The organism is Phycisphaerales bacterium AB-hyl4 (assembly GCA_041821185.1).
GTDB lineage: Bacteria > Planctomycetota > Phycisphaerae > Phycisphaerales > Phycisphaeraceae > Natronomicrosphaera > Natronomicrosphaera hydrolytica.
This window is the reverse complement of record JBGUBD010000009.1, coordinates 119,998-135,137: the sequence shown is the minus strand read 5'-3', so window position 1 is coordinate 135,137 and position 15,140 is coordinate 119,998. Positions and strand designations below refer to the sequence as shown.

Sequence of the window (15,140 nt, the reverse complement as noted above, 5' to 3'; positions counted from 1 at the left end):
TAAACGAAAGTCACGTCCCCCGCACATCCGCACCGGAGAAAACCGCATGGTCGAAGCATTGAGGACAGCGGTCATCGGCTGCGGCGGAGCTGGACGGAACCATGCCCGCGCCTACGCCAAGGCAGCCGACGCCATGCTCGTCGGTGTTTGCGATCTCGACCAAGCCCGGTCGGACGCCACGGCCCATGAGTTTGGGGTCCCCGGATTCACAAGCGTCGAGGCGATGCTCGAAGCGCTGCGTCCGGACTTGGTCTCGGTGGCCACGCAGGAGGCGCACCATGCGGAACCGACAATCAATGCCCTGACCAGCGGCGCCCATGTGCTGTGCGAGAAGATCATGGCGGCGAGCCTCGCGGACGGCCGCCGAATGCTCGAGGCTGCCGCGGCGGCGGGTCGGTACCTGGCGGTGAACTACAACTATCGCCACATGCCCGTCTTCACCGCGATCAATCGCTTGCTAAAAGCAGGTGAGCTCGGCGAGCCGGTAATGCTCGTCGCGCAGGTGCATGCGTTCTGCTGGCACCACACGCTCGACCTGGTTCGGTTCCTGCTCGGCGAGCCGCTCTCCGTAAACGCCCACCTCGACGACCGGCCCCACCAACGTCCGGCCTTCTGGCCTTGTGCTGACGAACTGCTCTACATCCCCACGCGGTCGTGCTCGGCCACGTTCACATTCGCCAACGGGGTTTCGGCCTCGTTGAGCGCGACGCTGCACACGCCGCTGCACGAGCACATGATCGACCTGAGCCTCTACGGCACCCAGGCCCGAGTCGTCGTCAACCGAATCCGCCCCGCCGACACGCGCGGCGAACCGGCCCCCGGTCCGTTCGCCGACACGCTGCGATCGCTACCGGAGATGAGCCTTGATGACAGCTTTACCGCCTCCATCCACGCGCTGCTTACGCATCTCCAGCGGGGTGACGCCCCCCCCACCAGCGGACATGACGGCCTCGCCACCATGTCCCTCGAGAACGCGGTCGTGCGGTCGGCGTCGGAAAGACACACCGTGAACATGCAACTGGAGCCGACCCTATGATCCTTGCGGGATCGTCACTGATCTTCTGCGGCCGCCCGATGCCCGAAGCCTTCGCCGCCTTGGCGGAACTGGGCTTTGATACCGTCGATCTGGGCGCTCACCCGTGGGCCCACCTCTGCCCGGCGGACCTCCCGGGGCGTGTGGCCGAAGCGGCCGACACCATCCAGACATGCTGCGACGCCACGGGCCTGCGCGTGGTGGCATTCAACGCAGGGCTATCGGGGACGCTCGACCAACAACTCGCCCAGGTCGATGCGCTGGCCGAACTGGCGCACCGCACGAGAGCCCGTACGGTCACCATTGCGGCCGCCGAGCGTGGCGGCGATTTCGAAGCCGACGCGGCGCGACTAACCGCCCTGACCGCGCAGGCCTGCAAGCATGATGTCCAGCTGTGTCTGGAAACCCATTGCTTCACGCTGACCGAGGACCCGCGTGTGGCGCGACGTTACGTCGATTGCGTGCCCGGCCTCGGGATCACCCTCGACCCAGGCCATTTTGCCGCCGGGCCCTGCCCCGAGCAGGATTACGCGAATCTGCTGCCGTGGGTCCAGCACGTGCACGTGCGACCGGGGGGACGGCAGTGGGAGCAGATCCAATTACCGGTGGGGCAAGGTGTGATCGACCCGGTGCAGCTGGTACGCGAGTTGGAAGCGGTCGGCTACAGTGGCGCGATGAGCGTCGAGTACGTGTCGGCTATCCCCGGCGTCGACCACGCGGCGGAGTCGCGCATGCTGCGCGAGCTGCTGACAGCGGCCACGGATCGGCCGCCGACACCGGATCGCGCATCAACTCCTGCACGCGATGCATCCCTCTCGCCGCGGGCGAGCCGTTACGGCCATACCGGCTTCACGCTCATCGAGCTGCTCGTGGTCATCGGCATCATCGCGCTGCTGATCGGCATCCTGGTGCCGGCGCTCAGCAAGGCGCGGGCGATCGCGCAGCGCATGCAGTGCGCGTCCAATCTCCGGCAGATCGGCCTGGCCTTGGAGATGTATGCAACGGACCATCGCGAGAACTACCCGCTGGCGGGCCAGATGATTCCCTGGAACGAAATCGACAACAGCGCCGGTCCGCCGCAAGGCACACAGTGGTATGCATGGACGCAGCAGTTGCATCAGTATCAGCCGGTGAAGGAATTTTTCTCCGGCTGCCCGACCTATGGGGACCCCGACGAACGCGATTTTCACTATTTCCTGGGCACCCGCGCCGTATGGGTCGATCAGCATCAGCGCGGCCTGCCATTCCGGTACGCCCCGGTCCAGCGCAGCCGCATCCAGATCACCAGCGCGTTCGTGCTTGGCGGCGACAACAACCGGCGTTTCGTGCAAGATGATGCAGACAAGGACGACTATACGCAGGAGTGCTTGGTGTGGGACCCCGCCCGCATTGCCTCCGACCCTGACCTGTGGAAGCCGCATCACACTGGCTCTTCGCTGAACGTGCTGTTCGCCGACGGTCACGTCTCAGCGATGAACGCGTTCGACCCGCAGCGCATGACCTACCGCTACGACCGCATGGCCGGCTGGGCGCTGGACGCGGACGACTGACCGCGGCGGCTGGCTGATCGACACGAAAGCGCCGCGCGTGGGTGCCAAATGGATCTGGTAGCTTTTGAAAAACCTCACCGTCGACGAATTGATGTCGGATTTCTCATTCGTTTCTGTAGTTGGTGATCCAGACGTTCAACGTCGCTTTGACAAGGCTGTTTAATGACCATTCGAGCCATTATCTGCGGTTTGGCGCTGGGGTTGTTCGTTTCCGCCTTCACGCACTTCAACGACATGTTCATCCAGGGCAGCTGGTTCATCAGCAACCACCTGCCGATCAGCGTGCTCGGGTTGCTCGTACTGCTGATGTTCACACTCAACCCGCTACTGCGGGCCATCGGGCCTGGCTGGACGCTGAGCGGCGCGGAATTGGCGGTGATCGTGGCGCTGGGGCTGGCGGCTTGCGGATGGCCGAGCTTCAGCTACTTCCGCACTTTCATCACCATTACAGCCATGCCCAACCACTGGCAGGGCCCGCAGGCCAACTGGCATGCGGCCGGCGTGATGCGATATCTGCCCGGCGGCGACCCGCAACTGGCGGAGGGCCACGTTCAGGACTGGCCCGGCCTGACGGCGGCATTGGCCGACCCACAACGCCGTCAGGAGCAGCCAGTGCTCGAGCGGATGTGGGCCCAGTTGCAGCCGAACGAACGCGGCCTCATCGAACACCACGCTGGCGAGCCTGTGCCCATCGAATCGCGACAGCGCCTGTTGCGCGTGGTCAACGAGGCACTGGTCAGTGGCGACCTGACGCCGCAGCCGCCGCCCGAGGTGGCTGCGCTGCCGGCCCCGATGCGCGATTTGCTGCAGGCCCGGCGCGACGCGCCGTTGAGCGAGCGTGACCAGATCCGGCTGAACCGCTGGTGGCTGACGGTGACGCTGCCCGACGCCGTACTGCCACCGCCGCGGGGCGGGGGTCTGCTGCTGGCCGGCGGCCGGGCGGACACCCCGGCACTGGAGCAGGTGCTGGTCGGCAGCGATACGCCGATGAGGCTGACGCAGTTGCCTTGGGGGGTGTGGTGGCCCACTCTGCGCCTCTGGGGCGCGGCGGGGCTGCTGCTGGCGATGGCGAGCCTCTGTCTGACGCTGATCGTCCATCCGCAATGGTCCCGGCGCGAGCTACTGCCCTACCCGATTGCTCGCTTCGTGAATGAACTCATCGCCCGCAAGGAAACCGCATGGCTGCCGGACATCACCCGGCAGCAGACCTTCTGGTTCGGCGTAGGGGCGATGGCGCTGGTGCACGGGATAAACGGCCTTAACATCTGGTTTCCCGAGGTGCCGGCGATTCCCCTGCGCCTGGACTTCCAGCCAATGAAGGAACTGGCGCCCACCTTTAGCCGGGTGTGGGGCACGAACGAGCTTTTCTACCCCTACCTCTACTTCTCCGTGATCGCCTTCTGCTTTTTCCTGACCACCCCCGTCTCGTTTTCGCTGGGCATAGCCGCGGTGGTGTACGGACTGCTGGGTGCGATGCTGCTGACCGCGGGCGTCAGCTTCCAGACGGAGTACATGGGCGCAGCGAAGAGCAACATGCTCCGCTTCGGGGCCTACCTGGGCATGGCGGGCATCATCGCCTACATCGGCCGGCGCTACTATCTGAGCGTGCTCGTTTCGGCGTTCGGAACCAGACGGACCGCCGACGTTTCGACCTCGGCGGTCTGGGCGATGCGCGGGCTGATCGTCGTGTTCGTGCTCGCCGTCCTAGTGTTCCGCAGCGCGGGGCTGGACTGGCTGATGGCCAGCCTGTTCGTCCTGCTGGTCCTGCTGATATTCCTGGTGGCGACACGGATCGTCGTCGAGACCGGCACGTTCTTCGTACAGGTGTACTGGCTGCCGGTAGGCGTTCTCACCGGGTTGCTGGGCTTCGAAGCCTTGGGACCGACCACCTATCTCGTGCTGGCCATCGCCAGCGTGCTGCTGGTGGGCGATCCGCGCACGCTGCTGATGCCGTACCTGGCCAACGGACTGCAGATGGTCGAGCGGTCCGGGGCAACGAAGCCGGGACGGCTGGCCCCATGGCTGATCGTGATGCTTCTGGCCGGCTTCCTGGTTTCGGGCGCCGCGCTGTTCAGCCTCACGTATAACCACGGCCACGGCGCGGCCATTGACTGGGACGTTCGCACGCTGCCGAACATGCCTTTCGATCAGGCGACGCTGCAAATCACCCATAGCGCCGTGCAGGATACCCTCGCCTCCGCCACCGCCGTCGGGGGGCTCGGCCGGCTGGCCGCCATGCAGTTTTCCCCTGCCGTCTGGGGCTGGATGGGCCTGGGCCTACTGTTACTGGTGGGCACCGCCGCTGCGCGGCTGCGCCTGCCATGGTGGCCGATTCACCCGGTGCTGTTCTTGGTATGGGGCACGATGCCTGCCTCACGGCTGGCGGTCTCGTTTCTGATCGGCTGGGCGATCAAGCTGGCCGTGGTGCAGTGCGCCGGGTCGCGCGGCTACCGGCATGTGCTGCCGCTGATGATCGGCGTCATCGCCGGTGAATTGCTGATGGGCCTGTTCTGGACCGGCGTCAGTGGAAGCTATTACACCATCACTGGCCTGGCGCCGCCGACTTACCGGATCTACCCCTGAGACCAGACGGCAGGCGGCAGGTTTGTGATGTGACCAGATACTGATGCGCGCGAGTGGGGCGAAATAGGTTGCGAACGGATGGGGACTGATTTTCACTGCTCCGCGCATTGAATGATTCGACAATATCTTTTACAGGTTTTTTTCATGATTGAGGCACAGATACGACATGCGATTCCGCCGACACGGCTGCCGTTTATCAATACCGAGATCGAAACGACGACGTTCCGGGGCGAGCCGCACCTGGTGAGCAGTGTCTGGGGCGGGGAGGGCAAGGGGTACCTGTTTTTCTGGAACCCGGAGACGGGCTCGCAGGGCAGGCGGCGGTTGCCTGACGATATTCCGGGCGCGTACATGCTCAAGACCGGGCCGGACGGTCGGCTATACGTCGGCTGCGGTCGGGGTGAACTAGTGCGTTACTGCTCGGAGGCGGACGCGTTCGAAGTGCTGGTGAATGATGCGATGAGCAGTATCACCTGGGGTGGGTGTGTGACGGATCGTTATGTGGTGTGGTGCGCCTCGCCGGGCGAGGTGGCGGTGTATGACTGGCATGCGGGTCGGCTGGTGAAGACGTTCAAACCGCTGGATGAGCTTGAGCCGCCGTCGTTGTATGGGCACCGGGCGACTGTCACGCCGGAGGGTCGCGTGCTGGTGGCGATGAACGTCCCACAGGCCCGACTGATATTGCTTGATCTGGAGACACTTGAGGCGAAGACGCTGGACGCGCCGAGCCTGGCGGGCTGTGATGCGACGTATGGAGCGAGGTTTGTGGATGATCAAACGCTGATGCTCGAGGCCTACAACACGTCGATCGGCAAGGTCGCAACTCAGTTTCTGAGGTGGCCGGAGCTGTCGTTGATCGAGGCGGTGGAGGCGAAGGGGGTGGGCTTCAAGTCGGCGATGGCGATGGTGGATGGTCGGCTGTACGGCTACATGACGAAAGACGATACGTTGCGGTGTTACGACCGTGCGGCGCAGCAGTGGTCGGTGGTTTGCGAGGGTTGGGCCGACAGCGAGCCTTGCATCATGAGTCGTTGGGGCGAGCGTGATTTGTGCGGGGTCACGGTGGGTGGTCGGGCGTTGCGGTGGAACGCGGCGAAACGCGAGCGTGAAGTGATGGATCTGGCGGAGGCGGAAGGTCAGCTTGTGGCGCACGCGATGTGCGTCGTACCGGAACTGGATCTGGCGGTGACCGCGCCGTTCATCAACCAGCGTTTTTCGACAATGAAGCTGAGTACGGGGGAGGGCGCGGATGCCGGGCGGGCTGCGCCGGGGGGCGGTCAGATCAACCAAATGTTGTGGGAGCCGCAGACGCGTTGCGTGTTGATGAGCAGTTATACGTCGGCGTCGGTGACGGCGTATGACCCCTCGAAGCCCACGGGTTGGCCCGCGAACCCGCGCGTGCTTGCGTCGGCGGCGTCGGAAGGTCAGATGCGTCCGCAGGCGCTGGTACACGACGGCCGGTATGTGTGGATGGCGAGCGGGCCGCAGTATGGCAAACTGGACGGGGCATTGTCGCGCGTGGACCCGCTGACGGGTGAGATGCGTGTGTGGCGGAATCTGATTGAGGATCAGACGCCCAAGTCGCTGCTGTTAGATGCGGAGCACGAGTGGTTGTTGGGGTCGACGTGGGTGTTTGCCGACTGCAACTCGACGCCGCCGACGCGTGATGCAGCGATGCTGTTCGTGTTTGATCGGAAGACATTGACGTTGCGTGAGGAGTTGTCGGTGCAGACGGGCAGCAAGGGGCTTTCGGTGCATGCGGCGCTGCCAGGGGGCGAGGTGCTGGTGGCGGACGATGCACAGCCGTGGGCGTGGCAGCCGACGACGGGGGCGATTCGGGAGTTGGGACCGCTGCCGGCGAATGTGTGTTGCATCACGTCCGACGAGCAGGGCCGATTATGGCTGGCGGATGACAAGTCTGTGGGACGATTATGGTTTGCGGATGATCAGTTCACGTATGAGCCGATGGTCAACGAGCCAGGCAACCATCTTCAGGTGGTGGGTGATCGGCTTTATTACGCGACGGCGACGCAGGTGTGCGCAGTGGAGGTCGGGCAAGGTGCGGCGGAGACAGTGGCGGGGTGAGGCGGTGGCAAATTCATCGACGTGCGTCGGTGTAAGTCCCTGTTATTCGATTCGGCTCCGAGTGTAGCTGACTGAGCCCAGCAGTTCGCACTGTCGGCGGTACAGTAAGCAACTCCTCAACTTTAAAGGTGTGTACCTCATTATGAATTCATCAACTCATCTACTTGTTTCGACGATGGTCTTCACGCTATCACTTTTCGCGTTGAATATGTCACCTGCTCAGGGAAACGCGGGACCAGACGCCTCCTCTGCCACGCCCGAGCAGTTGGATATCATTGCCTACTGCACCCCGCCGATTGATCAGATGTCCGTCGAGCGTTTCCGTGAGATGGTGGAATGTGGGTTTACCGCAGGCATTCCCGCCGAGCGAATCTACGACATGGAAAGCACCGACAAGATGCTGCGCATGGCCCACGAGGCGGGGCTCAAGCTATTCGTCAATGTTGATGAAACGTTAACGGAGCCTGAAAGAGTCGCTGAATATTTCAGAGGGAACCCCGGCTTGGCAGGTTACTTTGTGATCGATGAGCCGACATGGGGTCCCGAGGGATGGAGCAAAACGCATTTTGTGGCAAAGCCCATCCACAATGTTTCGCTTGGGGATATCGTCAGTCGGCTTCAATCCGTTGAACCCGAACATCCCGCCTACATCAACCTTTTTCCTAATTTTGCCAGCCCCGAGCAACTGGGGACATCAAGTTACGAAGAACATGTAAACCGCCTCATCGAAGAAGTTCCCGATCTGAGGATGTTGTCGTTCGATCATTATCCGATTGCCAATTATCGCGTGAGTGAGTATTGGTACCAGAACCTGGAGACGATTTCCGCTGCCGCCCGCAAACGGGGTATTCCGTTCTGGGCATTTGCGCTCACGTCGACTCATTACAGCTACACGCCGGCAACACTCGACCACTTGCGCCTTCAAATGCATGTCAATCTTGCCTATGGCGCTCAGGGGTTGCAATATTTCCCCTACTGGGCGCCGAATCGCGACCATTGGTACAGCCCGATTAATGTTGATGGGACACGGGGCGAACTCTTTGAGCATGTAAAAACCATGAATGCCGAAGTACAGACAATGGCGCCTGTCTTCAAGAACGCTACTGTCCTTGAAGTCAGTCACACAGGCTCCAAGGCTCAATGGCGCCCCGGATCGGTCGACAATCCCCAGCCGTGGGTGCAGGAAGAAGGGCCACTTCCACCCGGCACGAGACCCTATGTCCCGGCCGCGCCCTTTACGGAAGTCGTTACCCAAGGCAGTCAGGGGGCCGTTATTTCCAACCTTGAGAAGAATGGCAGGCGTTTTCAGGTGGTCGTGAATAAAGACTACGCTCACGCGATGGTTCTACAGGTCCATTTTGATGGCTCGCGTCAAGTCCAGATCATGACTGAATGCGGACAGTGGGAGCCCATTGAAGAAACATACTTTCATCAGATCATGCCCCCGAGCGGAATTCGCATCTTCAGTTGGGAGAGTGCGCCGTAAGCGTCACACGAAACTTTCAGAACCCTTCACTCGCGGTCGCGAGTCTCATGCATTCCGCAGCGCTGTGGTGAAACGATCGACGTCGAACACCAGGCCGAACATAATGGAAACCTGCCACAGCGCGATCTGCTTGGCCAACTCATGCCGAGCCGTTTCCTTGTTTTCAATCGCCGTGACCGCTTGTCGCAGCGTCGAGCAGATCAACCCGTAGCGGCTCATGTCGAGCATGCCTGCGGGCGAGAATACAAGGCAGCCGTTGATGGCAAAGCCGATGTAGACCAGGTGATTCACCCCAGTCGCCCGGCACACCGCCAGCAGTTGTTCGCTCGTTGAAGCGATGTACTCACCATCGAGGGGCCTGGCCTCAGGAGGAAAGCCGACGCTCCGAAAGCCGCTGTCGATATCCGCCACGTTATGAAGCCCGGGCAGGACGCACTTCTGCCGGAACTGCTGGATCGCGTCCCACGTCTCGTCCGGGGCCACGCCCGCGGGCCTGTTGGGTGGGGGTACGTCGAGTTCGCAAGTACGGCGATAGCCCGGCAGATCCGTGTAGTAGTCGCTAGAACCGCCGACGACATGGAACAACCGCAACGGCGAGCGGCGCACCGCCTCAAGCAGCGGCGGGAAAACCTCACGCACGATCCGGTCCGCGCGCGGGATGTATTCCACCACCCTGTGCCAGCCGGGAAACTGCTCGCGTGTGCCAGTATCCCAAGCGTGCATCACGACGACTGCGGTGTGGTCAACCGAAAGCGTCACATCCCGCTGCGCCCAGCCGCCAGCCCCCTCGGCAGGGACGTTGCACGCAAAGTCCATATCGAACTGCTGGTAGTACTCCGCCTTGAGGGTTAATCGCTTTGCGCCACTGCTCATACTGCATCACCATTGCTCAATTGCCGAAGCACCATAACCAACACGTCGTGAAGGTAGCGTCTACGACAGGGGGATTCATCACCGGTCAGCATAGTAGTCGCGGAACGTCGATCGCCTACAGGGGGACATCGGAAAGTCAGTCGATTCGCTCGGGTGGATCGCGGCGTCGACCCCGAAGCAGGACCGAAGCAAGAAGGGCCACATCAAATCACCGGGATTGGCAGGGGCTATCGCCTCCCCTCGCCCTGTCCCGGTAAGCGGCAACCGATCGCTATCATTCAAAATCTGTCTCGCGAAAGCGACCCGTTGCCCTCCCCCAACACACCTTTAGACAACCCATAACCTCCTGCGGAATCGTGCCGAATGAACTCGAGTTGGATCACCTTATCGAACGGCCGCTTGGAAAGGACCCATTCCTGCAGGCGGTCGGCCGCGAGAGAAATGGCCTTCATGTGGTCGATCGACCATCCGATCGGATCGGCCTCGACGAACCTTCGCGAGCGGGTGTTGACACCCGCGCTGCGGGTGCAGCCGAACTTGACGCCGGGCAGGCGATCGATCAGGCCGGTTTCGATGACCACGTAATCCAGAAAATCGTCCTGATAGCAGAAGACGCTGTCATAATCGTCTTCGCGGATCAGCCGCTCGATGTAGCTTTCGAACCGCTTCACCGCGGAGAAATCAGCCCGATTGAACTGGCCAACCGTCTCCGACAAAGGCAGTTGCACGATGGTCAGGTCGGCAAAACGGTCCAGTTCCTGCACCCGTTCCCTCATTCCCTGCAACAGGCTCTGGTACGGCGAGATGTCCAGGTCGTCCGCCAGTACCAGCAACCGCCGGCGCTTCATACGAACGAGGAACTGCTCGCAGATATCCCGCCCGGCGGCATGCGTGTCATGAATCACCGCAGGCAGCGAACAGCCGGGAATGATCCGGTCGACCAGCACCGTCGGCACGCGGCGGGCCAGGGTCTCGAAAAACTCGGCGTTGTGATCGCTCTCCACGGGCCAGACAATCAAACCCCGAACGCCATTGGCGACCAGGTGCTCGGCCAGCTCGCGCTCGCGGGCCGCATTGCCTTCGGATGAGACGGTAAACAGCAGGTTGCTGCGATCGCTGAAGGTCTGCCCCGCAAAATAGAGCACGTCCCGTCCGAACGCCAAGCCGCCGGAGTAGGGGTGAATCATGCCGAACACGATCGCGGCTCGCTTTCCCCTGGCCGTGTCCGCCACGAGCACCTGCTTGCCATGCTGTGTGACCACCATGCCTTTGCTCTCCAACTCGCGAAGAGCTCGCTGCACGACGTTGATACTGACTTTGAACTCACTGGAAATGCTGCGGATGGACGGCAGCGCATCGCCCGGCTTGTAGTCGCCGGTGCGAATCCGCTGCATGATACGACTGGCCACCTGGCGGTAGAGTGGTACTTTGTTTCCTTGGACGATCTGCGCCATCACACTACTCCATCCGATTAAAAAGACGAGTAGTACAGTTTACGCCGCGCACTGCCCCCCCGCCGTACCAAACTCAAACCCGCACCTCGCGAAGACCTGAAGCCAGCTTTTCAAACGAAAACAGACCTTGGTACACGGCTTCAGCAATCTCGCTGCTTCGACAGCCCTCCTCGGCATCCCGGTATCACATCCAACCGTAGCCAACTGTAGTGGCTGTATGATCGTATCTCAACGCTTCCCGCCGTCAATCAATTACTCGATGTGTAAGGGTGGTACCCAAATACCTGCGGGGGGATCTGGTGTCATCAACCACCGGCCGGGCCCACTCGGATAGGTAAAAGTAATCGCCCCCCTTTACACCTCGCTCACCCCTGGGAGGCGATCGCGTGATGCTGTGGTCGGACGAAGGCATCGACAAGCCAGTCGTCGCGCAACGGTTCGGGCTTGACGTGGGCGAGCCCCACGCACCACCTCAGCGCCTGTGGGGCCGAAGGCCGTCGCATCACAGCCACGATCTCGTGCGGTCCCGCCTCCGTTTCCAGTATGACGACCTGATCGGCCGGCGCGCGGTGCATTGCCGGTACGAACGCCCCGCCGTCGCGTGCGAGTACACCTCGGCCGTCGAACCACACGCGCATCGGCTCGGGCGTGTTAAACAGCAACTTCACCGGCCCCGACTCGGACAGGTGCACCCTGTAACGCACCCACACCTGCTCACCGCGGCACTGTTCCCGTGGCCAGTGTATGTCATGGCCCGGCAGCAGCACGGGTTCTGCATCGGCGGGCATCGAAGGCTGCGAGCTCAGCGTGGGCAGCGCCGCCGCGTCGACAAAACTCATTTCCGCTGCAATCGCCAAGTGGCTGGTCGCCTGCGGCGGCTCGTCCACCGCCGGTGCGCGATTCGCCAACCGGCGACGCAGGTCAAGCACCAGATCGGTGAACTCTTCGAGTGTGTCAGGATGATCCACCCCGGTCACCGACTCGCTGAGAACCAGCTCATTGCCGATGGGCTCCAGCCATTTCGCCTCGATGCTCGTCGGATCGAGGATGCCCAGTAGCGCGCCGAGCGTCGCGCCCGTGCAGTCAGTGTCTTGCCCCGCGTTGACGGCGGCACAGATTGACTTGCCGAAATCGCCCTCACCCGCCAGCCAACCCAGAACGATGTAGCCAAGGTTGATCACGACGTCGGTGAAGTTGTCGTTGAGGTACCGCTCGGCCAGGCGTTTCTGCACCGCGCTCCAGTCGGATGTCTCACGCCACCAGGCACGGGTGTTCTCGATGGCTTCGCGAACCTCACTGTCGCGGGGGAGGAACGCCAGGGCGCGGTTCAGCAGGACCTCGCGATCCTGCTCCACGAAGGCGAGGCTCTCCAGCACCGCCAGGAAGACAGCTGCGTGAATCCCCTCCCCCGCATGATCCATACAGGCGTCCTCCCAGGCATAGGCCGCAGCCAACTCCGGCTGCCCCGGAGCGAAGCAGGCCCACAACTCCGTGCGGATCGCCGCGCCCATGCCGCGAGTGAACGGATTGTCGTAGCTGCCCGTGGCCGGCGGTACCAGCCCCAGTTTGAGATTGCGTTTACAGATGCCGTACTCATCCGGCGACATGCCGATGTGCTGCCACGCCCGGCTAAGTACATGCCGATCCACGCGCGGCTCGCTCATCTGGTCCAGCAGAAAGGCGTAGACCACCTGCGCGTCGAGGTCGTCATTAGGCAGCATTTCAGTCGGCACGGGATCGTAGTAGCTCAGGTTCAGCGGCTGCCGAACACCTTCGTACGGCATACCCAGCGTGCCGCCGACCGCCTTACCCAGCCAACAGCCCATCATCCGTCGACGTAGTTGTTCATCGTTCATCATGTGGTTTTTCATATGAAAGTCGACTCGCCACTTTGCCATGCTTTTGCTTGGCTTTCGTTGGTCGGCGATCAGGAAAGCGTCATTGTCGATGCCGGCACAGTCTCTGCATCCAGCGGTACCAGACGTTGTGCATTGCCATGGACGATCGCCGACCATGCCGAGTCGCTGAGGTCCATTTGCCGGAGAAATGCCATCAACTCACCGCCGTAGTAATCGCGTGCAAACAGAAAGCGATTCTGGAACCGCTCGAGCAGGTTACGGCTGAACGCGACATCGCGCTTCAGTGCCCGCAGCGCCGAGCCGGCGGAGAGATCGGCGTACAGGTTGGGGTAACGCTCCAGAAGGTGTTCAATCCGGTTGCCGGGGGCAAGCGGCCCTTCCGGATAGTGAGAGGCGGCTTGATCGGCGTCGCCGCTGATCTCGCGCCAGAAACCCGGTGCATGGCCAATGAAAGTTGTTTCCGGGCACGCCTGCAGCGCCCGCTCAAGGTTGGCCACCGTGCCGCCATACCAGTTGGGCTGGTAGACCGGTCGGCCGGTCGCCTTGTCATTCAGATAGGGCACATCCAGGTGAAGCACCACGGGCATGCCAAGCTCGCCGGCTTTGCGGTAGAGATTCAGGCAACGTGGATCGTCAAAGAGCATGCGAAACTTCCACTCGCCGCACACGCGCGCGCCGTGCATGCGATGGGCTGCTTCCAACAGCGCTGGCGCGTCGCCGAGACACGGGTGCGGGCAGTAGCCGAGGACGAAGCGATCCGGGTAGCGGTCACGTGCCTTGATCAGGTCGGCGAGCACGATGCCCGCGTGCGTGCCGTCCGGCCGCAGGTGCTCGGGATTGAGCACATGGTGATAGGCCGGCGAGTCTTCCGTCGAAGCAATCTCCCACGTAAGCAGCCACGCCAGATCGATGGAATGCTCGTCGAGGTCGGCAATGAGTCCCGCGTCATCGCGGCCGTGCCAGAACACATGCTGGTGGGTATCAATGATCATTCAGTTACTTTCCGTAGGCCGATGCAACCTTGTGGATCGCCGCGAACGTATCGTCGGCCTCGGCGTCCGTCCAACCTTCGTGGATCATGATGCGACAATGGCTCGCTTCCGCGGCCCGGGCGTTAGGCAGTTCCGGCATGGGCCAGCGTTCACTGGCCCATGGCATCCGCGCCGGAAAGAAAGGATAACCTGCAGCGCAGCCGACGCCTTCCGCCGTGACCGCCTCGGCAAAGCCGGCGGTGTCGACCGAGAGCCGCGCCAAGTCCAGCTTCAGCAGCAGGAACCAGTAGCTTGCCTCGTCACCCGCTCGTTCGGTCTGAATGGACACGCCCGCCAACCCAAGGCAGCCCTCCGCGATCCGATGAGCGATCCGCCGCCGCTGGGCCACAAAGCCTGGCAGTTTCGCCACATTCGCCCGGCCGATCGCCGCGTGCAGTTCGTCCATGTTGCAGTTCAGCGCCGCAACGACATTTTGATGCTGCCCTTCCAGGCCGAAGGGCTTGCCTCGGTCGGCCCGTCGCCGCGCGGACCAGTACAGGTCTTCACGTCGGGTAAAGACCAAGCCCCCCTGCCCGCCGGAGGCGTGATGCTTGCCGAACATCGTCGAGAACGCTGCCGTGTCGCCCAGCGTTCCCAAGGCTTGCCCCTGGTACTTCGCGCCATGCGCCTGGGCGCAGTCTTCCACGACCGCGAGCTTGTGCTTTCTTGCCAGTTCGAGCACAGGAGCCATGTCGATCGGGAGACCGGCGATGTGAGCCACGAGGATCGCCGCCGTGCGGTCGGTGAGAACTTGCTCGATCTGCCGGGCATCCGTGTTGAACGACCCCGGCGCACTGTCGGCCGCCACGGGCACGCAGCCGAGCATCGCCACGGGCATCGCACCGCCCGCATCGCTGATCGGCGGCACGACCACCTCGCTGCCCGGCTCAAGGTCCAGCGCCGCCAACGCGACATACACCGCGTTCGTGCCTGAGTTCACGCCGTCGGCAAAGCCGCCGCCAAGCTGCTCGGCGAACAGCTTGCAGTAAGCCTCCTCTTCTGGTCCGCCGTAGCCGAGCGCGTGCGAACCTTCGCTCATCGCCCGGTCCATCAGCGATACCACGGCGTCGCGCTCGGCCTGGCCGAACAGCTTGCGAACTGGCAGTGGCGTCGTGCGGACCTTCGGCCCACCATCAAGGGCGAGCGTTGCGTCCACTGTGTCTTTCGCGTCGTAAATGGACATGGA

At 62.5% G+C, this 15,140-nt stretch carries 10 protein-coding genes; 5 read left to right on the top strand and 5 right to left on the bottom strand.

Annotation, left to right across the window (positions count from 1 at the left end; genetic code table 11):
- Positions 1-46 precede the first annotated feature (46 nt).
- From ACERK3_14715 to ACERK3_14695, 5 genes are all read left to right on the top strand, one after another.
- Positions 47-1,036 (top strand): Gfo/Idh/MocA family protein, encoded by a 990-nt coding sequence (locus tag ACERK3_14715; protein MFA9479539.1) that lies wholly within the window; start codon positions 47-49, stop codon positions 1,034-1,036.
- On the top strand, positions 1,033-2,583 hold the full coding sequence (locus ACERK3_14710; protein ID MFA9479538.1) for a TIM barrel protein: 1,551 nt from the start codon (positions 1,033-1,035) through the stop codon (positions 2,581-2,583). The genes ACERK3_14715 and ACERK3_14710 overlap by 4 nt, the downstream gene beginning before the upstream one ends.
- A gap of 162 nt (positions 2,584-2,745) precedes the next feature.
- Positions 2,746-5,166 carry a DUF6785 family protein gene (locus ACERK3_14705; protein ID MFA9479537.1) on the top strand — a complete coding sequence of 807 codons (2,421 nt, stop codon included), beginning with the start codon at positions 2,746-2,748 and terminating at the stop codon, positions 5,164-5,166.
- A gap of 144 nt (positions 5,167-5,310) precedes the next feature.
- Positions 5,311-7,251 (top strand): hypothetical protein, encoded by a 1,941-nt coding sequence (locus ACERK3_14700; GenBank protein ID MFA9479536.1) that lies wholly within the window; start codon positions 5,311-5,313, stop codon positions 7,249-7,251.
- A gap of 142 nt (positions 7,252-7,393) precedes the next feature.
- Complete coding sequence (locus tag ACERK3_14695; GenBank protein ID MFA9479535.1) at positions 7,394-8,737, top strand: hypothetical protein; 1,344 nt, start codon at positions 7,394-7,396, stop codon at positions 8,735-8,737.
- Between the two features lie 45 nt (positions 8,738-8,782).
- On the opposite strand, the gene ACERK3_14690 is transcribed toward ACERK3_14695, so the two are convergent.
- The 5 genes from ACERK3_14690 to ACERK3_14670 form a co-directional block, all read right to left on the bottom strand.
- Positions 8,783-9,610 (bottom strand): hypothetical protein, encoded by an 828-nt coding sequence (locus ACERK3_14690; protein ID MFA9479534.1) that lies wholly within the window; start codon positions 9,608-9,610, stop codon positions 8,783-8,785.
- 278 nt (positions 9,611-9,888) lie between these two features.
- A complete protein-coding gene (locus tag ACERK3_14685) occupies positions 9,889-11,064 on the bottom strand; it encodes a GntR family transcriptional regulator (GenBank protein ID MFA9479533.1) in 1,176 nt (391 codons plus the stop codon).
- A gap of 365 nt (positions 11,065-11,429) precedes the next feature.
- A complete protein-coding gene (locus tag ACERK3_14680) occupies positions 11,430-12,923 on the bottom strand; it encodes an ADP-ribosylglycohydrolase family protein (GenBank protein ID MFA9479532.1) in 1,494 nt (497 codons plus the stop codon).
- Between the two features lie 68 nt (positions 12,924-12,991).
- Positions 12,992-13,915, bottom strand: a complete 924-nt coding sequence (locus ACERK3_14675; protein MFA9479531.1) for an amidohydrolase family protein — start codon at positions 13,913-13,915, stop codon at positions 12,992-12,994.
- 4 nt (positions 13,916-13,919) lie between these two features.
- The gene (locus ACERK3_14670) at positions 13,920-15,137 is read right to left on the bottom strand and encodes a DegT/DnrJ/EryC1/StrS family aminotransferase (GenBank protein ID MFA9479530.1); all 1,218 of its coding nucleotides are present in this window, start codon (positions 15,135-15,137) and stop codon (positions 13,920-13,922) included.
- Between the last annotated feature and the right edge of the window lie 3 nt (positions 15,138-15,140).